The following is a 24,708-nucleotide window of genomic DNA, read 5'->3' as shown; positions in this document are numbered from 1 at the left end:
AACAAACCATTTGAAAAAAGCGTGATACTCCATTTGAAAAAACGGTGATACTCACTCCCTCAGGAAGCCCCGATTTGAAAAAACGGTGACACTATTTGAAATTATGCTTGATACGTTGTAGCAAGATCATCGAAAAGATCAAAGTGGAATTTGCCGTCCTTGCTCTTTTCACAGCGTTAATCAAGCGTTAATCAAGCGTAATAAAACTAACGCTTGATTAACGCTTGATTAAGGCTTGATTAACGCTGTCAAGTAGTAGCGCAGCATGCCGATGTTGCGGAAGCGAAAAAATCCACACAAAAATTTGGGGTAAATTTGGGCAAAAATGCGCAAGGTGATCTTTCCGACAGCGATCTTTCCAATTCTCAATTTATCGTAATTCTCAACTCTCAATTCTCTACATTGTGGTTTTATTTAAAAATTGAAAGTCCTTGACCAACAAAATGATAATGTTAAAAAAGATAATTTCTTATAAATTTGAACTTGTCAACAGTGGAGGGTTATCTAACAGATACCGAGTGACCTTACCCACTAAAACTGCACATCGAACAATCATTTATCTTGACCTGAGATGGGTAGATAAATATATGTTATAAACAGAGAAATCAAGATAACCAATATTATGCATGTGACTATCTCTAAAAGGAATAGATACTATGGCTGAAGCAATATTCAAGCAGTACCTTGCCAATCTGCAAGTCACTCTGAACCAGGGTGATGCCCGGGAAGAGAGCTTTTATGAGCACATCAAGACTCTTCTCCTGCAATATGCTGAGATAACGGATAAGAAAAAGCCGGACATCACTATTCTGCCCAAAGCAACCGAAGCCGGTAATCCCGACTTCCGGGTGTGGGATGGTAAAAACCATATAACCGGGTATATTGAAGCCAAAGCTCCAAGTGTATTCCATCTTGATCAGATCGAAACGTCAGAACAGTTGAAACGTTATCTGAAAGTCTTTCCCAATCTTATTCTGACCAATTTCTATGAGTTCAGGCTATATCAGCGTGGTCTATGGATATGTTCTGCTATGATAGGCAGGGCATCCAATGCCATAGCTCTGCACAAGACTCCTCCGCTGGAGCAAGCAGAGCAGTTTAGCTACCTTTTAGAACGTTACTTTGCCTTTTCACTGCCCGCCATAGATAACCCCAAGTCTCTTGCCAAAGAACTTGCCAAGCGCACCCGCTTCCTGCGGGATGAGATAATCGCCATTGAACTAGCAGAGGAAGAGAGACAGGGCAAAAAGGTGCTGTTGGGCTTCTATGATTCTTTCAAGCGACTGCTGATCAATAAACTGACCCATGAGCAGTTTGCTGATTTATATGCCCAAACACTCACCTACGGCATCTTTGCAGCCCGCACCAAGTCCGAAGGCGAGTTCAACCGCGAACTGATCTATAAATACATCCCAAACACACTCGGTGTGCTGAAAAGCATCTTTAAGTTCATCTCTTATGACGAACCGCCCAAAGCGCTGGAAGTCCTGATAGATGACATTGCCGAAATCCTCTTTGTAACGGACATCAAAAAGATTCTGCATGCCTATTATAAAGAAGGCAAGGGCAGTGACCCCATCATTCACTTCTATGAGACATTCCTCTCTGAATACGACCCTACCCTCAGGGAAAAGCGGGGCGTATATTATACTCCTGAACCAGTGGTGCGCTACATCGTCAAATCCATCCACAGTATCCTCAAATCTCATTTCCAACTCAAAGACGGATTGGCAGACAGTGCAGTCACTTTACTTGACCCGGCTGCCGGTACGCTTACCTTTCCGGCAGAAGCTATCAAACTGGCAGTGCAGGAATATACAACCAAGTACGGCTCTGGCAGTATCAAACAAATGATCAAGCAGCACATCCTCCCGCATTTCTATGCCTTGGAACTGATGATGGCACCCTACACCGTGGGGCATCTGAAAATCAGCTATCTGCTGGATGAACTCGGCTACCAAATGGCAGAGGATGAGAGGTTCAAACTTTACCTGTCGAATACACTGGAAAAGGATTTGCCAGCCCAGATCGAGACTCCATTTACCCACGAGATTACAGAAGAATGCCTGCTTGCCAATAAAGTCAAACAGGATGAGCCAGTGCTGGTGATTCTGGGTAATCCACCCTACAGCGTTAATAGTGAAAATACCAATGAATGGACAGAACAACTGCTCAAACAGGATTTGGATGGTGCCAACAGTTATTACAAAGTGGATGGAATGCCTTTGGGAGAAGCGAATCCTAAAATGCTTCAGGATGACTATGTGAAGTTTATCCGATTTGCACAATGGAAGATACACAAAGCCGGCAAAGGCATCGTAGGTATGGTGACTAACCACAGCTATATTGATAATGCTACGTTTAAGGGCATGAGACAAAGTCTGATGCATACCTTTGACCAGATCTATGTCTTGGATTTGCATGGCAATAGCACCAAGAAAGAGACCGCTCCTGATGGCAGTAAAGACGAGAATGTGTTTGATATCAGAACAGGTGTTGCCATCCTGATCATGATAAAAGACGGCACGGTAGAAAAGCGAGTCTATCATGGAGATTTGTATGGGCTTAGGTCTACCAAATACGACTTTCTGAATGAAAATAGCATTGATAGCTTTGAATATACGTTAATCAATCCCAAACTGCCTTTTTATCTCTTCAAACCTTTAACTGATGATAATACTCAATATCTAAACTGGGAGAAAGTGACCGATATCTTTCCTCTTAATAGCGCAGGGATCAAGACAGCGAGGGATAATCTGACAATTCAATTTGATAGACAAATTATGCTGAACACTGTCAATCAGTTTACAAAACTCGATACTGAGTCTGCTCGGATAGCTTATGATTTGGATAAAGACTCAAGCGATTGGACAATAGACTTGGCACAGAAAGACTTAAAAGACTCAGGATTGAATCCTGATTACATTAACCCCATTCTCTACAGACCTTTCGATATCAGATATACTTACTATACTGGCAAGATCAGGGGGTTTCTCAGCAGACCGAGAAATGAGGTCATGCAGCATTTTAGGGAAGGTAATTTGGGATTAATACTGGGTAGACAGGGACAAGTAGTGGGTTCTGATTATTTATGGAACTTGGCTTTTATCTCTTCGAAGATAATTGATAACAATGTCTATTATCGGGGTGGTGGTGTATTGTTGCCATTGTATCTACATCCGGACACCCACTCAGAGGATATCTTTGCCACACAAGATATTCAGGTAAACATCGAACCGAAACTGCTGGCACACTTCACTAAGCTGCACATATCAGCAGAAACCATCTTTTATTACATCTACGGCATCCTTTACAGCAACATCTATCGTGACCGTTATGCAGAGTATCTTAGGATAGACTTCCCCCGCATACCTTTTACCAAAGACATACAGCTTTTCAAGCAGTTGGCGGAGTATGGCAAGGCGATTGCAGATTTGCACCTGATGCAGAGCAGCGAACTGGACACACCCATTGCGAAATATCAGGGCAACGGCGATAATGACAGAGTGGAACAGGTAGTTTATAATGAGGCTCAAGGACGCATCTATATCAATCAAAATAAATACTTTGAAGGCATCAGTCCCGAAGTGTGGAATTATCATATCGGGGGCTATCAAGTGCTACACAAATACCTCAAAGACCGCAAAGGCAGAATCATGGATGATCCCATTTACTATTGCCGGATTGTGACAGCCCTCAGCAAAACTATCGAGATACAAGCACAAATAGACGAGATATATGATGAAGTGGAAAAGGATTTGTTAGGAGCTTAAGCTTATGAGTGCAGTAACTCTAAAAACGGTTATGAGACTTTTCGCACTGTATATGATCACCGCGATTACCCTAAATGTTGCTTGCTATAACAGTATAGCAATCAGAAACTTATTGTTGTGGTAATCCGAAAGTACGAAAAGGAAATTAGCTTATTACTTCAGTCGTAGTTCTAACTTCCAATGAAAAGGTGGGAAAGGAGTATGCCTCCAGGAGGCTCTATTTTTCGGAGGAGTGGCTCCACTCGAGCGGAACATATTGCTCATACAGTTTTCACATAGATGAGACATGAAATCGTAAAGGCAGTCGCCTCGACTGCCAGCGTTGCTCATCACTCGAGGCAGTGAAATTACGATCATGACATTTCAATGTGGAAGCCGTATCATTTGATCTTTCCAATTCTCAACTATCAATTCTCAATTCTCCATTCTCAATTCCCAATTCATGTGAATGATGTTCCATCAGGATAAAAAAAAGCGGCGGATCTGTGAATCCGCCACCGAGAGGGAGTATTTATTTGATGTATAGAGATCAGGTTAGCTCATTAGAAACCGAACCAGGGACCGATAGTGATGTTGAAACCTTCGAGCTTGGTATCGGGGGAATTCTGGATCTCGATCATTTCATCCTTCATACCCATCATTCTCCATCCTTTATAGGGCGCGTAGCCATAAGTGTATCCGCCCTCGGCACGCAATCCGAACCAGGGAAGCATGCGAACGAGCAATTCTGCGCGGGGTTGAACCATCAGATAGCCGCGATGAAGCTTCGCATTGTGGTTGCCCTGCGAGATATCTGTGGGAGAAGTGGGCCACTGATACGCATCATTGTTGCGTTGGATGTCGATCTCGTGGCTGCCGCCTCCGAGCACTACTCCAATGGAAGTGATTACATTTTTAGTGATCGGGATGCGCTTGTCGATAGTGAAACCCACGAGGGAAAGGGTGTATTTCAGCCTTAATTTGAAGTCCGGATCGGTATTGTCCGGGATGGTTTTGCTGTCCTCAAAGGCGACAACTTGTCCGCCCATGAAATAGCCTTTGCCAATATGACCCTTTCCTCCGAAACCCTGCATCAGCATACCCTTTTCGTTGAAAGGGCGAAAGCCGATATCTGTCATAAGTTCATTGATATCCGTCATATCCACATCGAACCACATGGGTATCCAGGTGCCGCCGCCATAACCCGCAGAGAGCTTTTTCCGGGTTTTGGGAGTGTCAGCATCGGTAGTGCCGGGTTTGTATCTGGTGCCGAGCAGCATCGTGGTTTCCGTGACGATTCCTTCCCGCCAGTATTTCAGATTGATTTGGTCTCCGCTGCGCAAGGTGCGCTTGATCTTGTCAAATTCGGCAGAGTTGGTGACCTGTTTGCCGTTGATTTCCAGGATGACATCGTCTTCCTGCAGGCGAACTTCCCAAGCCGCGGTATTTTTTGCGACGGCGGTGATCAGGATGCCAAAGGTTTTGTCATAGCCGAGGCGTTGGGCGGTGGGGAAAGTCAGGTCTTCCACGTAGATGCCGAAATGGGCGACACTGGAATCAGAAGCGAGGTTTGCCTTGGGGATGTTGATACTCACGCTGATGTTTTTAATGGAATTGACATCGCTCTCTTCTTTTTCGACCGTCACGATCAGCGGATCAGCGGTGCCATTAGTCTGTGCGTTGAGCCCCGTAACGATCAGGGCAAACATCATCGGGATCATGGTTAAGTACTTCATTTTGAACCTCCAGTTCATTAGTTTCTGTCTAATGGATGCTATATATGCAAGGGATGAGCCAATTGGGGCACGAACCGTAAAGGACTATCCGATAGCAATATACATGCTTCAAGCTCCAGCTTCATTGGTGGAAATATATCATAATGATATGGGACTTTGATATGATGTTAGCGGAATGCTTTCTTTAGAATTACTGAGTTGGGGAATAAAACTTGCTCCATGTTTTGGTGAATGTGTCGATAGCCAAAAGCTGTCGATGACAAAGGAAATTATGATGAAGAACTTAGTATTGATGTTGATCCTGGCGGGATTGCTGTTTCCATTGAGCGCGGGCGTGAATCGTATTGTCGCCATCGGAAGTGATTCCGCGAGGAAGAATATGGGAGACGCCAAACTCTATGATGCGGCTCACGGTCTGTCTCTCAGCGGTGCCGAGATCTATTATTACAACGAAAACTACATTGTCGCGGGGCTGGACGAACGTTTTGAGACCATGCACAAGGACTTGGCATATAGATATTTAGCCGCGGCACCAATGCGTTTGACCCTCTTTTTGGTGAGCCGGTTGGATATAGATGATCTGCTTGATCTTTCCACTTACGGACGGGTGCTTCTTGATCTTGGCACATCGCTGCTGCTGCAAAGCGATCTGAATGAAGTGGAACTGAGGGCGCGGATCCACAATCCATTCACTATTCTGGATACCGAGCCGATGCGTTTTCAAGCGCAGGCTTTGAACCTTTCCGTCGTGGATGAAACGCGCACGAGCATCAGCCAAATGATCTCACACGTGAACGCGGATAGCGTGCTCTCTTTCATTCAATCCCTGCAGGATTTTCAGACGCGCTATGCTTTTGCTTCAAACCGTTTGCAGGTGGCGCAATGGATTCAGCAGCAGTTCATTCGCATGGGTGTGGCTGATGCCCAATTGCATCAGTTCACCTGGCAAAACACTCAGCAGTATAACGTGGTGGCGACCATTCCCGGTTCCGTCTATCCGGATCAATATATCATCGTGGGCGGGCACCACGATTCGATCTCCAACAACAGCGACCCGATGCTTTTGGCTCCAGGCGCGGATGACAATGCCAGCGGGACGGTTGCCGCACTGGAAATGGCAAGAGTGATCCTGAGCAGCGGCTACCAACCCAAATGCTCGATCCGCTTCGTAACCTTCGCCGCGGAAGAATTTGGTCTTTGGGGCGCCAAGGCATATTCTGCCTACGCCCAGGCAACCGACATGAACATCCGCCTGATGATGAATCACGACATGATCGCCAATAGCAACGAAAATCCCCAAACTTGGCGGGTGCGTTTGATGCCCTATGATGGATCGCTCGATCACAGTGCCTACGCTTCGACGCTCACTCAGCAATATACCACTCTCAATCCTGTTTATGGCAGTTTAAACAGTGGCAGCAGCGACAGCCATCCTTTCTGGCAGCGCGGCTACAACGTGATCTATTTCTTCGAATATCAGTTTTGCCCCTATTATCATACTTCAAACGATATCACCGCAAATCTCAATCCTGTTTATTGCGCGGAAGTGATCAAAGCCTCCGCCGCCGTGGCAGCAACGTTTGCGGATATGCCGGGTGCGCCATCGAATCTGAGCGTGCTGGATGCCGGATCTGGAAACGCCCTCTATATGAGCTGGCAGGGCTATAACGATGCCAGCCTGAGCCATTACAATGTCTATTTCAGCACGACGATGGGGCAATGGGGAACTCCGGTGACCACCACAAACTGGAATGCCACGATTTCCGGCTTGACCCAAGGGCAGCTATATTACGTAGCAGTCAGCTCCGAAGATGTTTTCGGCAACGAAAGCTATCTGATCTATGGCGCCGGAGTGCCATATTCGATCCCGCTTACGCCACACAGCTTAACTGATGTTCCATCGCCGGATAGCATTGTCCTGAGCTGGAATCCCAATACCGAAATGGATTTGGCGGGATACAACATCTACCGTTCAAACAGTTCCGAAACGCCTGGATCGATCCTCAACGCCGTTCCTTTCACCGGCGTGGCTTATCCCGATAATGACGTCGTCGGCTCTTTATCCTACTATTACTACCGCGTCGCCGCTTTGGACATGCAAGGCAACAGCAGTCCGCTCAGTGTACCGATCCGCAGCCGTCCCGTTTCTTTGAATCAGGGGATATTGATCGTGGACGAGACGAAGAACCTGGGCGGCAGCAATCCTTTCCAGCCCACGGACGAGCAAGTCGATAATTTTTATGCTATGCTTATGAATGGATTTGACGTCCATCACTTTGACACTGAATCCACAGAGTCTTTGCTGCGGCTCGGGGATATCGGCATCTATTCTTCCATCCTCTGGCACGGCAACGATCTTTCGGACATGGACTATCCATACACCGTCCGCAACGCGCTGCTGAGCTATCTTTCTTATGGCGGGAATATCATGTTTTCGCTCTATCAACCGACGCTCGCCTTTGATCTGAACTCAGGCTACCCAGCTACTTTTCCGGCGAACAACTACTTAAACTATGCCGTTGGCATCGGATCGGTCAATTATAGCACCGCCGCGCGGTTCAAATATGCCAATCCCCTGATCCCCGGTTTTCCACCGCTGCAGGTTGACAGCCTCAAAACGACTTCCAGCCTGAACGGACACATCCTTCGGGTGGAGGGAATACATGCTGCCGAAGGCGCTCAAAACGTTTATTCATACGGATCGGACTATGCAAACAGCTCAGCCGCGGGCTTGATGAATGGCTCCCCGATAGCGGTGCTGAAAGATAGCGGCAACGGAAAGATCATCACCCTCAGCTTTCCACTTTACAATATGCAAGGCGCGAGCGCGAGAGCTTTGACGTATCACGTTTTTACCAATCTCTTCAACGAAGCTTCGCCGAATGACGATCAAAATGAAACTCATATCAGCCCGGTACGGATCACGGCAAGCTATCCCAATCCCTTCTCCGATCGCACTTCCATCGCCGTGAAGATCAAGGATGGCTCCATTCCCATCAACGTCTCGGTCTATAATCTCCGCGGACAGCAGGTGAGGGAAGTCTTTGACGGAAAGGTTTCCGGAAACCACGAATTCGTCTGGGACGGACGGGACAGACAAGGAAACAAAGCCGCGACCGGAATCTATTTTGTCCGCGTGAGCCAGGCTCGCGATGCCGTCATCAGCAAAGTGATGCTGATCAGGAACTAAGCTGTATTTGATGCTGCCGGAGCTTCGCTCTTTTCAGGCATACATATTGGCAAAACTATTGTTGATCAGGAGTGCCTTTCCGCAGCCTCTCTCGTTCGATTGTTCACCATAAAAAAAGGCAGGATTCGTCATCCTGCCTCTTATAGCATGATTCAATGACCGGAATCAGTTTCCCAGCGTTGCCACCATCACTGCTTTGATAGTGTGCATGCGGTTTTCGGCTTCGTCGAAGACTACGGAATTTGGGGATTCGAAGACCTCGTCGGTCACTTCCATTCCGGTGAGTTTATATTTATCATAGATTTGTTTGCCGACGGTGGTGTTCAGATCGTGAAACGCAGGCAGGCAGTGCATGAAGAGGGTGTTTGGCTTGCCGGTTTTCTTCATCATGGAGGCGTTGACCTGATAGGGTTTTAGCAATTTGATGCGGCTTTCCCACACACTTTCGGCTTCGCCCATGGAGACCCAAACGTCCGTGTAAATCACATCCGCGTTGAGCACGCCTTTGACGACGCTGTCCGTGCAGGTGATATGTGCGCCGGTTTCCTTGGCGATTTCTTTGCATTTTTGCAGGAGGTTCTTTTCGGGGAAGAGCTCTTTGGGGCTCACGATGCGAAAGTCCATTCCAGTCTTGGCGGCTCCGATCATCAGAGCGTTGGCAACGTTGTTGCGTCCGTCTCCGGCATAGACGAAGACCATTTCGTTTAGGGGTTTGTTTAGATGTTCCATCGCGGTGAGAAAATCCGCCAATACCTGTGTGGGGTGGTCTTCAGTAGTAAGACCGTTCCAGACTGGCACTCCGGCAAATTTTGCCAGCTCTTCCACGATTTCTTGTCCATAGCCACGGTATTCGATGCCGTCATACATTCTGCCCAGGACTCTGGCGGTATCGGCGATGGATTCTTTCTTGCCCATCTGCGAACCGGTGGGTCCCAGATATGTCACATGCGCACCTTGGTCGAGGGCGGCAACTTCGAAGGCGCAGCGGGTGCGGGTGCTGTCTTTTTCAAAGATGAGTGCGATGTTTTTGCCCTTCAGGCGCTGCTGCTCATATCCGGCATATTTTGCTTTCTTGAGATCCATGGAAAGATCCAAGAGAAATCTGATCTCCTGCGGAGTAAAGTCCATCAGGGTCAGAAAGTGTCTGTTTCTGAGGTTGAAAGCCATTTTTTCTCCAATGATGAGTTATTTTGATTATGTATACCAATGTTTAAAAGGGCGGAATAAAGGCAAGGAATTTTCCTTGTCATGAATGCCGCTTCGCGGAAACTGGTTTCAAATTGAAAGATGTTTCGCTATGCCGTCGTGATGAAGAGAAGATTTATTGCAGTTTTCTTTCGCAGTGATGGTATATAGTGTGTATTTGAGATTGGAAAAAACCGCGGCTTAGGGATCTTTCGCGCCCGAAACCAAATAAAGTTTGAGGTTATATGAAACGCTTTATCATCATTATTTTGCTGATGCCGCTAACACTTTTGGCAGCGCAATACACGTTGGACGACCTGATCCAATATGGCTTGAACAATAGCTGGACGATGCAACGCACGGAACTGAATTATCAGATCAGCGAGTCTCAACTGAGTTCCTCGAAGTGGAACCTGCTGCCGGACGCAAGTGTGGGTTTGAGCTTTGAGAATAACCTATACCACCGCATCGTACCGCCGGTTTCCGATCTGAGCGGCAGATTGGGATTCACGATCAGCAAGACGATCAGCATCAACGACCCCGCTTGGTTCAATTACAAATATGCCAGCCTGGATAACTCGAGAGCAAAACTGCAGGCGGAACGCAGCGCTGGGACCTATGCCTACCAAGTGTTCGGCGCCTATCTCGAAGTGTTGAGCGCTGGGAAACAGCTTGCCTCGCTCACGGAAAATCTCGGCATTCAAACCAGGGTCTGGGAACAGGGCAAAGTGCTCTTACAGCTTGGTAAAACCACTCCCTTCGACGTCAAACAAAACGAGATCGCGGTTATGAATTCCCGCATTTTGATCATCCAACTGGAAAACACCATCGCCACCAACCGCGCACGGCTTTTCGGGCTTGTGCAGATGACGGATGAGGGTTTCGAACTCGCCGATCTGGAACCCAACCCCACTTTCGCGTTGCCGGTTCTTGACACTGAAGAGATCGGCGAAGTGAAGATACTGGAAGCTGATATCAAACGCAGCGAACTGGGTCTTACGCAGGATTTTCGGGATTATTTTCCCCGAGTGAGCCTGGCATATAACTTTGCCCGCAACATCGGCGGAGAGAATTTCAATTTTGACAAATACTCCACTTCCCACACGGTCTCGCTCAATCTCAGCTATTCCCTCTGGAACCAATTCAAGCAACATCAGATCCACAAACGCTCCAGGATCAGTAATCGGCTGGCGGAAATCTCGCTTCTGGATAAAAAGGACGAGATCAAACGCCAGTATAATATCACCGCACAGGAGCTTGCCTACCAGAACCGTCTGAACGAGCTCTATGGCGAAAAACTGGAGCAATCCCGCGAGCAGATCAGGATCGCCGAAGAACGCTATCGCCTCGGTTTGATCCAGCTTCTGGAATTGGACAAGACGCGCACGGACTATATCGACGCCAATATCGCTTATCACACCAATCGCTATCAGATCATCGCCAAGCAGGAGGCGCTCAACTATCTGCTCTCAAACAAGATACTCGGAAAATGGTAATAGAAGGAAACCGGAATTGTGAAAAAGTATATTAAATACATCGTCATCACGGCATTGGTCATCACCGCCATCATGCTCTATTCAAACTATCGCAAAAACAAAAACAAACCGGAATGGCGCACTGAAAAAGTCTCCACCGGCGCCATCCGTGAAGTGGTGACCGCCACCGGATCGCTCAATCCTTACGTCCTGGTGGAAGTGGGCACCGAAGTATCCGGCAAGATTGAAAAACTGCACAAGGATTTTAACGATTCTGTGCGGCGCGGGGAGCTCCTGGCAAAACTGGATACGGAGATTTTGAAGACAAATTTGGACGGAGCCAAAGCGGAAGTGAACAAAGCAAAAACTTCCGTGGACGAAGCCAAGCTGGATTATGACCTGCTTAAAGAACTGTGGCAGAGAAACATGTCTCCTGAATACGATATGAAAAAGGCGGAGTTTAAGTATCAGCAAGCACTGCAATCACTCGCCAGCTCGAGGCTCAATCTGCAACGCGCGGAAAAGAACCTGGATAATGCTTACATCACTTCTCCCATCGACGGAATCATCGTTGCCCGCAACGTGGACGAGGGACAGACCGTCGCCGCCTCGCTGAACTCCCCAACTCTTTTTAAAATCGCCAACAACCTCGATCAGATGCAGATCACGGCAAACGTGGACGAAGCGGATATCGGCAAAATCAACATTGATATGCCGGTGGAATTTACTGTCGATGCCTATCCCACTCAGCAGTTTCGCGGCTCCGTCAAACAGATCAGGCTAAACCCGAACACTGATCAAAACGTCGTCAGCTATAGCGTCATCATCGATGCCGCCAACCCGGATCGCAAGCTGCTTCCCGGCATGACCACAAACGTCACCATCATCATCCGCGAGAAGGAAAACGTCCTGCGCATCCCGGAATCCGCCACCCGGTTTCGCCCCAGCAAAGAGATATGGGCGATGTTTGGTTTGAAATGGGAAGACGATATGATCGCCAACGCCCGCAAAAAAGCGATGGAATCTATGCAAGCCGCTCAACCAGAAAAAACCGCTGACGCGTCCGGAGAAAAGCCCGTTCCTGCAGTGAATCGTCAAAAACCCGGACAGGGAACACCAAACGCCAAACCCGCGATTCCTGACAGCGCTCGTGCTGCAAATACATCAAGACGAAGCCCCGCCCAACCAAGACAAACACCTTCAGTAATGGGGAATCCTCAAGCTGCTTCCTCCGGTAGGGGTCGTTCCGGTACAAGAATAGGCATGGCAATGGTTTGGGTACTCAAAGGCAATGAACCGCAGATCAAGATGATCCGCACCGGTATTTCAGACGGCGCGTTTGTGGAAGTGCTTGCTGATCTGGGCACTGATGACCTTCTGGTGAGTGGTGTCATCTACAAAGATGCCAAACAAGCTGCGTCCATCAATCCCGCCAATCCTGCGATGCAAGGCGCACCGAGTATGGGAAGAAGGTTCTGATACAATGGCGGAATGCAGACTCATCAGCACCCAAAAGCTGACCAAAACATATCAGATGGGCGAAATCCACGTGCATGCCTTGCGCGGGATCGATACTTGCATCGACCACGGCGAATTCATTGCCATCATGGGCGCCAGCGGTTCTGGTAAGACCACATTTATGAATCTTTTGGGCTGTTTGGACAAACCCTCCACCGGCAACTATCAGCTTGACGGAATAGACGTTCACAGCATGGACGACACCGCTCTCACAAAGATTCGAAACGAAAAGATCGGCTATGTGTTTCAGTCCTTTTATCTTCTACCACGTACGACGGCATTGGAAAACGTGGAACTCCCGCTACTGTACACTCATGACCTGAGCCTGCGCCAACGGCACGAAAAATCTCTTGAAGCTTTGAAAACCGTAGGCTTGTCAGATAGGTCAAGACACTTTCCCAATCAGCTTTCCGGCGGGCAGCAACAACGCGTCGCCATCGCCCGCGCCATCGTCAACGACCCCGTCTTCGTATTGGCAGACGAACCCACCGGCAATCTCGACTCCCGCACCAGCATCGAAATCATGGCCGTCTTTCAACAGTTGCACCGCCTCGGCAAGACTATCATCCTGGTCACTCACGAACATGACATCTCCGGATATGCCGATCGCCTGATCACTTTCCGTGACGGATGCATCGTCGAAGACATACCAAATACCCAGAAACGGGACGCCATTGCCGATCTGAAAAAACTACCCATCCTGGACGCCGAGGAGTAAAGCATGTCGATATTTGGCATCATCAGAATAGCTGTCAAATCCCTGGGCAGAAACAAGACCAGAACCTTTCTCACGATGCTTGGCATCATCATCGGCGTGGCAGCGGTGATCACCATGCTCGCCATCGGTCAGGGCGCAAAGAAGATCGTCGATGACCAGATCAGCAGTATGGGCACAAACGTGATCATCATTTCGGGAAACTTCACGGGTGGATCCGGAACAGCGCGTCAATCTGCGGGCGGTGGATCACTACTGAACGTTGCCGATGTGGAAGCCATCAACAATAGCGTGGACGGAGTACTTTATACTTCGCCGGTTTACAATTCATGGGGACAGCTCAAATTTGAAGGCAACAACTGGCGCAGCGGCATCATGGGCGTGGACGTCGATTATTTCAACATCCGTGATATGCAAACCCAAACAGGCAACCTATTTCACACTTCCGACGTTGCCAACGGCGCCAAAGTCTGCGTGATCGGAAAAACCGTGGCGGACAACCTCTTCGGCGACATCGATCCCGTGGACAGGATCATCCGCATTCGCAATATCCCCTTCACCGTCAAAGGGGTGCTCCGGGCAAAAGGGCAAAACGTGATGGGCATGGATCAGGACGACATCGTAATTGCTCCATTTTCCACCGTTTATACCAGATTATTGGGGCATCGTTGGCGCAGTATGACGATCATTGTTTCCGCAGACTCCAAGGAGCGCATCCATCTTGTCCAACAGGACATCCTCAATCTGCTGCAATCAAGGCATCGAGGCACCTCAAGCGAAGAGTTCTTTGTTCGCACCCAGACCGACGTTGCCGAAGCCGCGAACAGAGTCTCAAACACGATGACCATCCTGCTTGCAAGCATCGCGGGGATCTCGCTTTTGGTGGGAGGGATCGGCATTATGAACATTATGCTTGTCTCGGTGACCGAACGCATCAAAGAGATCGGAATCCGCCGCGCCGTGGGTGCCGGAAAACGTGACGTCCTGCTTCAATTCATCATCGAAGCCGTCACCATCAGCATCATCGGTGGTTTGATCGGCATTCTGCTTGGCTACGGAGCATCCAAAGTTTTGGCCCAATCCATGAAGTGGAGCATCTCCGTAACCCCTTGGTCGGTAATGCTTTCTGTGGGATTTTCCTGCGCGATCGGCATATTCTTTGGTTGGTATCCCGCCAAGAAAGCCGCCAACCTAAATCTGATCGATGCTCTGAGATACGAATAGCATATTTCCCCATTTATCGGTGCAAAAGGAATGAATTGATGCAAAAATACCTGCCACACCTACTTTTGATTGCCTGCATGTTTTGCAGCTCCATCTTTGCCGGAACCTACGCTCCATTGGCTCCTGCAAATCCGGATACGACGATTATTCACGGCAGAGTGTTGATCGATCCCTGGAACTGGCTGAACGACAGAAACAGTCCAGCTCTGCAAAAAGTGCTCAAGAATGAACGGCTATATGCCAAAAGAGCAATGAAGCCCTCGCAGAAGCTGGAGAGAAAGCTGCTCAAGGAGTTCACCAACCGCGTTCCGGCACAATTGGAGACCCGCCCGGTGATTGAAAACGGCTATGAGTACTTTAGCCGCCAAAGCGCAAAACAAGCATACGCTGTTCACTGGCGAAGGAAGCTGACCGTGAGCGCAAAGGATGAACTGATCCTGGATGAAAACAAGCTTGCAAAGGGAAAAAGATTCTTTGCCCTCGGAGCTTTTGAGATCAGCCCGGACAACACGACCTTGGCATATACAGCGGATTTTAACGGGGATGAAGTGTATCGTCTGTATCTCAAAAATCTGCATTCCGGCAAAACGCATGATACAAAGCTGATCGGCATTTCGGAGTTTCTGTGGCTCGCGGGAGGCACTCATGCGATCATCACCCGCACCAATTCACGCATGCAAACAGATACCTGCGACAAGCTTGACCTGCAGACCCTTATGGTCAACCCCCTCGTTCGTATATCCGATTCCGGATACAATCTTGGCATTTATTACAGCCGCGACAAGCAATTCATCATACTGAGCAGTTCCAGCAAAAACACTAACGAAGCTTGGCTCATCGATGCCCGGGGAGCGGATTCTACCCCAAGATTGATAGCTCCCAAACGCGAGGGCATAAAGTATTTTCCGGATATCCACGGTGAGAAGGTCTTTCTGCAGACCAATCTCTGGTGCAAGGACGGATCGATCGCTCTCGCTCCACTTTCATCCGGCTCCATGGATGAATGGGTGGAATTGATTTCAGGAGCATACGCTGAGCCGATATCATCCTTTTCGGTGTTTGATGACCATCTAATCCTGCTCCGCAGGTTGCGGGGAAAGGAGAAGTTTCAAATCTATCGGAGCTCAGACGGATCCCTTCTGCGAAACATCATACCTTCCGAAGCTTGCGATCTGAATTTTCAAGCTGGCTCAGAACCAAATTCTTCCGGCTTCTGTTATGCAATGGAAAGTTTCCTGTTTCCGGCTCGCATCTACAAGCATGACTTTGCCTCCGGAGTGGATTCTCTGGCTTATACCTATCCCCTTCCCATGGGTTATGATCCTTCCGGCTATCGCAGTCTGGAGCTTTTTGTGCCGACGGATGACGGAGTTTTCGTCCCCCTGACGCTCGTCTTCAGGAGTGATCTCGATCTTGATCGGGCACACCCATTGTGGCTTTATGGATATGGCGCATACGGGGATTATGAAGACCCATGGTTCAGTCCTCAGTTGCAATCGCTTTTGGACAGGGGAGTAATCTATGCCGTCGCGCAGGTTCGGGGAGGTGGAGAGCTGGGGCAGGATTGGTATGACGGCGGCAGATTGCTCAATAAAAAGAACAGTTTCTTTGATTTCAGCGCCTGCCTGAGCTATCTGCAAGCTCATGGTTTCACCGAGCCGGACAAAACAGTTATCGAAGGAGGCAGCGCGGGTGGATTATTGGTGGCTGCGGTGCTAAACCTCGCGCCGGAATCGATGCGTCTGCTGATCGCCGATGTGCCTTTCGTGGACGTGATCAATACCATGTTGGATGATTCACTTCCTCTGACTGCCGAGGAATACGAAGAATGGGGCAATCCCGCCATTGAGGGTGATTTTACAGCGATGCTCGCTTACAGTCCTTACGAAAACGTGAAACCGGCAAACTTACCGGATGTTCTGATCAGTTGTGCCTGGCATGACACTCGGGTGGGGTATTGGGAAGGTCTGAAATGGGCGCAAAAACTGCGTCTAAATAACACCGGTAATAGAAAAGTGATCTATCGTCTGCTGATGGATGAGGGACATACCGGTTCGGGAGACCGTAATCAATTTCTGAAATATCAGGCGTCAACAATGGCATACGCGTTATCCATCCTTGGAATCAAGTAAAACACCGTCCGGCATCGATGGGGCAGAATCCAGAACCAGTGCCGTTTGCTGTTAATCAGCAGGATCGGCGTCCTGCTCTACATCAATTCACGCAGCACCAGCGGAATCATGATCTCATGATGCCCGATGAAATAATAACCCTTTCCGCCGTTTAATACCGGGCGTTTGACCACATTCTCCATTGCCCGGTAATGCATATTCATGTCAAACACCGCGGTGGTGAAATCTTGAACTTTGCCATGGATATTACGTGCCACGGTCAGCGCCTTCAAAAACACTTCCGGAATGATCACCGCGGAGCCGAAATTGATGAAAACTCCGCCACCGTCGAGCTTGGATACTTCTTCACAAAAGATGCGAAAATCTCTCAAACTGCAATCCCCGATCGCTTTACCATCCGCGCAAGGAGTCTGATGCACGATGTCCGCACCGATGGCGATGTGCACTGTCACCGGAATCCCCAGTCGATAGGCGCTTCCCAGTAATGACAAATGTGCGTTCGGCGCTTTTTCCATGATCGTTTTACCAAGCACTTCGCCATAGCCCAAACCCGCTTTGCTGCCATGCGTGATCGCAGAATTGATCCCGTGAGTGGTCTCAAAGACCATGCCAAAAGACCCGTCCGCCAGCCCGGCTGCCACGTCCTCCGAGGTTTTTCCCCAAAAGGCGATTTCATAATCGTGGATCGTGACCGAACCGTTGACGCAGACGCAAGAAACCGCGCCGGATTCCATCAATTCTATCAATAACGGCGCCAAGCCGCACTTGATGACGTGTCCGCCCAAGCCGATTATTATCGGTTTCTTGTTCGCGACTGCTGTCTTGGTGCGTTGGATAAACTCTTTCAGTTCAGCGGCTTTGAGAATACCCGGCATGGATTCCCAAAGCCCCGCCGCTACGTCGATTCTGGCAAAAGCGGCGCTGTCAACTTTGCTGTGGCGGTCTTTGACGGATGAGACCTTGATGTTACTCAGATCGATTTCACGATATCGGCTCATGTTTTTTCTTTTTCCCCAAGAATCTGTCCTGCTCGCTATAGATACAACCGCAGTATTTCTGACGGTACATGTTCTCCATTTTGGAGAGCGTCACACCCTCGCTCCAAAGCTCACGCCAATCGCGATAGAAGAATTGAACTCCATACTTTTCCGCTTTGGCATTGGCGATCTCCACAAGCAGATCATGGTTTTGAAACTTGCTATAGAGCAAGGTGGTGGAAAAGGCTTTGTATCCCAATTCCACCGCGGTTTTGGCAGTCAAATCCATCCTGGCGTCATAACAATAACGACAACGCCCGGGGGTCTCGACAGCGGCGTTTTGGATAAACTCCAAAAGCCCGTATTCATCACGCATGATGATCTCAAAAACTTCTCTCTCAGCGAAGTCCTTGAGCGAATCCAGCCGGTGCTTGTATTCCATATACGGGTGAATATTGATGTTATACCAGAAAATGCCGAGTTGGACACCTTCTTTCCTCAATTGATGATAGGGCAGGATCAAACACGGCGCACAGCAAGTGTGCATGAGTATCGAATCAGGTACGGACATAATGCGGTATCTCCCTGGGTAGCTCTATGGATAGCTCTACCAAGCCCGCGACCTTGCCCTCTGTGTAATAAGGTTGCTGAATGATCAGTTTTTTTTTGCCGTTTTTCTCGATCGTATAGATGTTGTTCTCTCCGGTTTCGAGCATGCTTTTGATGATCTCGATCGAACGCGGATTGTGACAATCATAGAGCGAGTGTCCGATCAGCTTTTCGCCGCCATCTTTGACAAAGACGGAGGTGGCTTTATCATTCATCTCCCTCACGATGGCATCACGATCGCAGGTTGTGATCGCCCCGGGGAATTCCTTAACCCAGTCGTGCATTTTTAGCTCAAAACTCTTTGAGCAGATTGGCGGCGACGATGGAACGTTGGATCTGATTGGTTCCTTCATAGATCTGCAAAATCTTGGCGTCGCGCATCATCTTTTCCACCGGGTACTCTTTCATATAGCCATATCCGCCAAGGATTTGCACTGCGTCGGTGGTGACCTTCATCGCCACATCCGAAGCAAAGTATTTGCACATCGCAGATTCCTTGGAATAGTTCTTGGCACCGCTGTCCACCATCCGCGCGGTCTGCATCACAAGGGCTCTGGCGGCTTCGATCTGCGTCGCCATGTCCGCAAGCATAAATTGGATCGCTTGAAAAGAAGATATCGGTTTGCCAAATTGATGACGCTCTTTGGAATACTTGATCGAGGCTTCGAGAGCCCCGCGTGCGATACCCACAGCTTGGGCTCCCACCATCGGACGGGATTTGTCAAAAACCTTCATCGCGGTGATGAATCCGGTGCCTTCGCGACCGATGAGATTTTCTTGCGGGACCACGCAATCTTCAAAGATCAATTCACAGGTGGCGGAAGAACGAATCCCCATCTTGTTTTCCTTTTTACCAAAGCTGAATCCGGGAGTGCCCTTTTCCACTACGAAGCAGGAGCAACCACGCGGACCCTTGGTCTTGTCCGTCATCGCAAAAACGGTATAGATCTCGGCTTCGCCGCCGTTTGTGATCCACTGTTTGGTGCCGTTGAGGACATAGGTGTTTCCTTCTTTGCGGGCGGTGGTTTCGATGGCGCTGGCATCGGATCCGGCATTGGCTTCCGTGAGTGCGAAAGCGGCAAGCTTTTCTCCCGCGGCGATGGGTTCCAGATACTTTTTCTTTTGCTCTTCGGTACCGGATATGAGTATCGGATACATGCCCAGACCGGTGGCTCCAAAAGCAAGTGCAATGCCGGCATCGACTGCGCAAAGCTCTTCCGTCACAATCGTGAGATCAACGACACTGCCGCTGATTCCGCCATATTCTTCAGGTATCATAATGGCAAACAGATCGCTCTGGCGCATCACTTCAACGATGTCCCAAGGGAAGATTCCCTCTGCGTCATATTTCTCAGAAACAGGTTTCATCTTTTCAACAGCTATCCTGCGTGCGACTTCCTGCATCTCAAGCTGGTCTTCGGTTAGAAAGTAATTCATATTGTAACTCCTTGATATCATAATTGACTAAGCTTCGACAGTTATCTTTTCCAAGAGGGGATATATGTCAATCTAAATCTTCCCGGGGAGGAAAGGAAATTGTCGAAACTGATCCCATCCGCAGCATCGGCATGCTGCGCTACCTCCTTAGCATTACGGAGTCAATACGGACTTAGTCCGTAATGAGTCCGTATTGATTCCGTAATGCTAAGGGGGAAGAAACGGATTTTTTAGGCGCCAAGCTGGGGCTCAATGTTTCCGGCAATTGCTATTTTTCCACTAATGTGAGAAGAACGTTGCACATGGGGAATGACTACGAGTATAGAGGGGGAAAAAAAGAGTTCAATATCATAAAAGGCGTATTTGTGCCGATTGGGATGCCGAATTCCGATTCGGCTATGGTTTGTTAAGCTGTGGGGAATCGGAATTCCCCACCCCATTGATAGGGGTAGGGGAAGTTTCCATTACTGGCTCCCTCCCCCCAAACAGTACGTCCGGTTCCCCTCCAACGGCTCTCCGGAAAACAAGTATCTCATTTAAGAGATTGGCATAATTCTTGTGAGCTTTGGCTTATGAGAAAAGAGTTGCACAACTCGCGGGACTTCAGAAGAAGCTGGAAATTAAACTCGGATTAGGAGCTAAATACTGTGTAATTTAATGAAAAACGCCTAAACTCCAGGGGCAAGGATCTACCTTGCCCTTTTTATGGCTTAATTATTATCAACTGTTGGCGTTATTGAATTATCCTCAACTACTCCTTTCATATCCACATTTAGGACTGCGGACATATTAACCGGAGGTAGTATGATGGATGGCATGCCAGAGCGAGTACTCAGGGTCGTTAGAAATTCTCTGGCATAGGGGTATATATGTGCGGGAGCATGAAAACGAAGGAATTCCTCAAGTGGTAAGTTTTGGTTTTCTGGGTCAGAAATAAAAACACCCAAGTACCTGACACGTGCTTCAAATATCACTTTTCCGTTTTCTTTGGATGTCCCGGATACAAGCAAAGTGAGAAATCCATTGCCTACACTGTCTGAATTGATATTATGCTCGTAGTTTAACTGAACAAGACGTCTCCATCATATTAGGGTTCTCCGGATATCTGATAAAGTTGCTCTCAATAAGCATTATAGCATCAGTCTTGATCATAGGTTGTTTCGTTGTATCCATCAGGCAGCCATCCTATATATTGGAGTTTCTCTTTCTGCAGTCCTGCTCTCCTCACGGCTTACTACATCAACTGGGGATTTAGAATTTGTTATTCTATTACATCCTGCACGATTCATAAAGGGTGACGTATTAGAAGTATAGGATTCCACATCTTGAAATGAAGATGAAATGGGTTTAGTTGAGTTGTATGCCCAAGATTTGGCGTTATTCATCTTCTTCATAAACTCTGTGTTTAGATCAATATAGAAATTGAAGAAACCGATAGGAATAAAAATCTCTTTTATCAATTTTCCCATATATTCACAGAATTTGTTATCAGCGTATACTTTATTGTAAGTATGCCATATACGGTAGGATGCTTCTTTTTCGTCATACTCAAATCTGAAAATGGCATTTGGGTATTTCTTTTGCATAGCTCCCACGAACTTAATGAGATGAGAGTCGTCCATATACAGTCTCCTTATATGATGTTTAAATTATGTATATTCTGTATCGCTTCGATAAATTGCTTTGCCATATTTTTGCAACTATCAAAGTCTTCTTTTAGCATTGGTGAAGAAAAGTCTTTATTGTGTGAATAATCGGCAGCGACACGGTGAGGTTTTAGTGTTTTAAGGTATCTCAGCTTTACAGTATTTTCGTATGTTAGATTTGGATCCCCGAGTTGTCTCTGGATATAACCTTCCTCTATGAGGTCATGTGTGTTAGTTTTATAGTCGGTAAAATCTTGATCTGTTAGCCAGCCAAGCTCATAAGCGCACCTCTTAGCAAGTAATAAGCAAGTGTAACACAGCCTGCTTACAGCTGCGTTTAAGCACTCACCCTGTTCTGCAAGCAAGGCACTCTTATAATTTTCTTTGCTTTTTTTTCAAGCATTACCACCTGCTTATTCTTGTTTGGCACCAATCCACCTTGCATTCAATATTTTATCTATGCGCACAAATTATTAAAAAGCATAGGAAACCAAAGAAATGAAAGCTGGCATGAGGTCAAGACTTATTTATAAAAATAGTGTGGCATTTTCTGAAACTGCTGCAGCTCAGCATCCATGAGGTAATCGAAGTAGAACTTAGTAAACTACTTGAAGTGGAGCATTATAAACGCACTTGTCGCCCTGCTGTCTATCGAACTATCCTATTTCATCACCGCAATCTTTCCGCTTTGAACCGCATTGCCCGAGCTGAGCCGATAAATATAAACACCCGCGCTCAACTTCATACCGGACAATGAGATCTGCTTCTCTCCCGCGGGGATGCTCATTTCATGAACTTTCTGTCCCTTGAGATTGTAAAACACAACCGAAACGACCGTTTTCGCGGGGGAGTCAAGATACAATAAACCATTCTGCCGCACGGGATTGGGATAGAGTGACGTCTTCAAAACTGGAACGAGTGGGTCGTCATTGGACACATTTCCACCCCAGACCTTCATATCCGTAGCCACCAAGCCGACGGTATATTCAGCGAGATGGCTCAGATCGTGGTGACGCAATTTCACCATTGAGTTCGAACCCCAGGTTTGGGTCAGCAAAGCGATGAACTGATCGTTTCCGTCCACTGCATAAGCGGATGGATTGAGAGGGTTGTTGGCGTTGTTGTAAACATTATAATTGACAGCGTCATAGCTATAGAGACCAGTGCTCATGCCATCTCCCAAATATGCTTTGGCATAGGGACCGATCCACAAGGATCCAGGATTGCCGCCGATATCGATCCGATGCACATTTTGAAGCGTCGCTGCATCGATGATATCCACTTTACCGGAAACGTCGAACCAATTTCCCGTGCAGGAAACATGGATAAAACCATTGTGGGCAACGAGATATTGCGGATTCGTCCACACCGGAATTGTTTCCAAAACAGTGAAACTCGCCAGATCGATGACGCTCACTGAACTTCCCGCATAGTTATTTTGATAGCCGCCGGTATTTGCCACAAACAGCTTTCCATCATAGACGCGCAGTCCTTCGGGAGCATTGCCCACCGTGATCTGATTCACCACAAAGTAGCTTTGCAAACTGATCTTATAGACCTTGTTGGTAAAAAGCCCGGTCACATAAAGAAAATCACCCGCTTTGACCACATCCCAGGGATTGGAGGATGCGGCCACGGGGATATAGCGGATATGCGTGCCGTTTGCACGATTGATCATCTGGATGGCATTGTCTCCAGAGCAAACCACAAAGATGTGTTGCTCATCGACATACATCAGATTGGGAGTGAGCCCGAGGGGGGTAAATACGTTGTTGAGCGCGCCAGTCTCGCTATCAATGCGGCTGAGGGTTCTGGATTCGGAATTGACCGTGTAAATTTCTGCGGCAAAGAGGCTCGCCGAAAGTAGCGGGATCAGCATCAAAATGCCGATAATGAAGCTTTGTCTGTTCATGTTGTTCACCTTTTTTCGTTTATTCGGGAATAAAGGATGAACTACTTTGCGCCCCGATCACATAATCCGTATGACCTCAGGCATGGCGGTGGCAGGTTTCCTGGCTCGCAGCGGGCTTAAAAAATGCTCAGCCTTCCCGGAAACAAATCCAGTGACTGAAGCGCCCATAAATACTGCACACAGTGGCGGTTACCGCTCCCGCATTTCACGGGATTCCCTTTTACCTAATCAAGTAGCACCATTTTCCAATGAGTGCATCAATTCACACTGCCGCTTTTTTGTCAATGATGAAACTGGATTATTTTCGATATTCGAGCAGCTCCCAGATATGGCTAACAGTATCGTTTTCGCTGTTTACAACAGAGACATAGCTCCATTTGATCACTCCCACGCTTGTGTAATACGCATTGATCTCTGCATCGGGCATTTCGCATCCATACCTCTCGATGCGCTTTACGTGGGCGATTTTCGTCCCCCACGGCACCTGAACAAGACGGCGCTTTTGCAAAAAAAATCCGGCTGACGACGGATAAATAACGCTGCTCTCGTAAAACCACACTTTGCCTTCGTAGGCTTCGTAAGGCATCTGAAGCATAGGCTCCGGGTACCATGTGATGTCCTTGTCGTCCTCTTTCACGGGATTGCCCAACAGCGTGAAGCGGATATTGCTTGTTCCTTTCAAGGGAATAATACATCCCTGCCTGAGACGGTATCCCAGCGCATAAAACCCATCCTGACGGTTTGCCACGTATTCAAATAAATCGCTTTCTTCAGTGTTGTATCTGCCTCTGAGCACGGTGCAGCTTTCTCCCGAAGGGCTTTGGACCGGTGCCTCCGCCCAAACTTGCAGAGTATCGACCACCAGTTGAGGTGGATCGACAGAGTTGTTCGTGCGCGTCACCTGATACTTCCAATAACTGCCCACGAAAAGCGGAAAACGGTAGAGATCGGCATCGTCCCTTTTGTCGCAGCTTCCCAACCCAAGTTTCGCATTTTAGGGACTAAGTTATTGGTATATATGACAGTCATTTTTCAGTTAGGCACTAAACTCTGTGTTTGGAGATGATTTGATTTTTGAAGACTTTGACGTTCAGCAGGGAGTAGATTTTGTCTGCCTTGCCCTCGGGCAGACCAGTTTGTCTGACGTGTACCCGATACCCTTTGGCATCGGTAAAGATCAGGGTTGATCGCATATGGGTC

The 24,708-nt window shown here is 48.0% G+C and carries 17 protein-coding genes and 1 riboswitch; of the genes, 7 read left to right on the top strand and 10 right to left on the bottom strand.

What is annotated here, in order from left to right; translation table 11 throughout:
* The first annotated feature begins 656 nt into the window (after window positions 1–656).
* Window positions 657–3,773, top strand: a complete 3,117-nt coding sequence (locus Q8M98_00950) for a type ISP restriction/modification enzyme (protein MDP3113317.1) — start codon at window positions 657–659, stop codon at window positions 3,771–3,773.
* A 542-nt stretch (window positions 3,774–4,315) separates the two neighbouring features.
* Here Q8M98_00950 and Q8M98_00945 read toward each other — a convergent pair.
* Window positions 4,316–5,488, bottom strand: a complete 1,173-nt coding sequence (locus Q8M98_00945) for a PDZ domain-containing protein (GenBank protein MDP3113316.1) — start codon at window positions 5,486–5,488, stop codon at window positions 4,316–4,318.
* 274 nt (window positions 5,489–5,762) lie between these two features.
* Here Q8M98_00945 and Q8M98_00940 point away from each other — a divergent pair, with 274 nt between their 5' ends.
* Complete coding sequence (locus tag Q8M98_00940; protein MDP3113315.1) at window positions 5,763–8,678, top strand: M20/M25/M40 family metallo-hydrolase; 2,916 nt, start codon at window positions 5,763–5,765, stop codon at window positions 8,676–8,678.
* Between the two features lie 165 nt (window positions 8,679–8,843).
* On the opposite strand, the gene argF is transcribed toward Q8M98_00940, so the two are convergent.
* Window positions 8,844–9,845, bottom strand: coding sequence for an ornithine carbamoyltransferase (gene argF / locus Q8M98_00935; GenBank protein MDP3113314.1), 1,002 nt, complete (start codon window positions 9,843–9,845; stop codon window positions 8,844–8,846).
* A gap of 263 nt (window positions 9,846–10,108) precedes the next feature.
* Here argF and Q8M98_00930 point away from each other — a divergent pair, with 263 nt between their 5' ends.
* From Q8M98_00930 to Q8M98_00910, 5 genes are read left to right on the top strand one after another with little or no spacing between them, the layout of a single operon-like run.
* Window positions 10,109–11,359: a TolC family protein gene (locus Q8M98_00930; protein ID MDP3113313.1), complete on the top strand. Its 1,251-nt coding sequence runs from the start codon at window positions 10,109–10,111 to the stop codon at window positions 11,357–11,359.
* Window positions 11,360–11,377: 18 nt separating this feature from the next.
* The gene (locus tag Q8M98_00925; GenBank protein MDP3113312.1) at window positions 11,378–12,817 is read left to right on the top strand and encodes an efflux RND transporter periplasmic adaptor subunit; all 1,440 of its coding nucleotides are present in this window, start codon (window positions 11,378–11,380) and stop codon (window positions 12,815–12,817) included.
* A 4-nt stretch (window positions 12,818–12,821) separates the two neighbouring features.
* Window positions 12,822–13,574 (top strand): ABC transporter ATP-binding protein, encoded by a 753-nt coding sequence (locus tag Q8M98_00920; GenBank protein MDP3113311.1) that lies wholly within the window; start codon window positions 12,822–12,824, stop codon window positions 13,572–13,574.
* Between the two features lie 3 nt (window positions 13,575–13,577).
* Window positions 13,578–14,795, top strand: a complete 1,218-nt coding sequence (locus tag Q8M98_00915) for an ABC transporter permease (GenBank protein MDP3113310.1) — start codon at window positions 13,578–13,580, stop codon at window positions 14,793–14,795.
* 38 nt (window positions 14,796–14,833) lie between these two features.
* The gene (locus Q8M98_00910; protein ID MDP3113309.1) at window positions 14,834–16,927 is read left to right on the top strand and encodes a prolyl oligopeptidase family serine peptidase; all 2,094 of its coding nucleotides are present in this window, start codon (window positions 14,834–14,836) and stop codon (window positions 16,925–16,927) included.
* A 77-nt stretch (window positions 16,928–17,004) separates the two neighbouring features.
* On the opposite strand, the gene Q8M98_00905 is transcribed toward Q8M98_00910, so the two are convergent.
* The 8 genes from Q8M98_00905 to Q8M98_00870 form a co-directional block, all read right to left on the bottom strand.
* Window positions 17,005–17,925, bottom strand: coding sequence for a hypothetical protein (locus Q8M98_00905; GenBank protein MDP3113308.1), 921 nt, complete (start codon window positions 17,923–17,925; stop codon window positions 17,005–17,007).
* Window positions 17,909–18,475: an epoxyqueuosine reductase QueH gene (locus Q8M98_00900; GenBank protein ID MDP3113307.1), complete on the bottom strand. Its 567-nt coding sequence runs from the start codon at window positions 18,473–18,475 to the stop codon at window positions 17,909–17,911. The genes Q8M98_00905 and Q8M98_00900 overlap by 17 nt, the downstream gene beginning before the upstream one ends.
* Complete coding sequence (locus Q8M98_00895) at window positions 18,462–18,797, bottom strand: hypothetical protein (protein ID MDP3113306.1); 336 nt, start codon at window positions 18,795–18,797, stop codon at window positions 18,462–18,464. Before Q8M98_00895 ends, Q8M98_00900 begins: the two co-directional genes overlap by 14 nt.
* A 7-nt stretch (window positions 18,798–18,804) precedes the next feature.
* Entirely contained in the window at window positions 18,805–19,950 is a 1,146-nt protein-coding gene (locus Q8M98_00890) for an acyl-CoA dehydrogenase family protein (GenBank protein MDP3113305.1), read from the bottom strand.
* Window positions 19,951–21,122: 1,172 nt separating this feature from the next.
* Entirely contained in the window at window positions 21,123–21,572 is a 450-nt protein-coding gene (locus tag Q8M98_00885; GenBank protein ID MDP3113304.1) for a hypothetical protein, read from the bottom strand.
* 11 nt (window positions 21,573–21,583) lie between these two features.
* The gene (locus tag Q8M98_00880; protein MDP3113303.1) at window positions 21,584–21,961 is read right to left on the bottom strand and encodes a hypothetical protein; all 378 of its coding nucleotides are present in this window, start codon (window positions 21,959–21,961) and stop codon (window positions 21,584–21,586) included.
* Between the two features lie 296 nt (window positions 21,962–22,257).
* Window positions 22,258–23,508 (bottom strand): T9SS type A sorting domain-containing protein, encoded by a 1,251-nt coding sequence (locus Q8M98_00875; protein MDP3113302.1) that lies wholly within the window; start codon window positions 23,506–23,508, stop codon window positions 22,258–22,260.
* 72 nt (window positions 23,509–23,580) lie between these two features.
* A riboswitch (cobalamin riboswitch) is annotated at window positions 23,581–23,766 on the bottom strand.
* A 40-nt stretch (window positions 23,767–23,806) separates the two neighbouring features.
* Window positions 23,807–24,487 carry a hypothetical protein gene (locus Q8M98_00870; protein MDP3113301.1) on the bottom strand — a complete coding sequence of 227 codons (681 nt, stop codon included), beginning with the start codon at window positions 24,485–24,487 and terminating at the stop codon, window positions 23,807–23,809.
* Window positions 24,488–24,708: the final 221 nt, after the last annotated feature.

The sequence above is a fragment of the Candidatus Cloacimonadaceae bacterium genome (assembly GCA_030693415.1).
GTDB lineage: Bacteria > Cloacimonadota > Cloacimonadia > Cloacimonadales > Cloacimonadaceae > JAUYAR01.
This window is presented reverse-complemented; position numbering and strand designations above follow the sequence as displayed.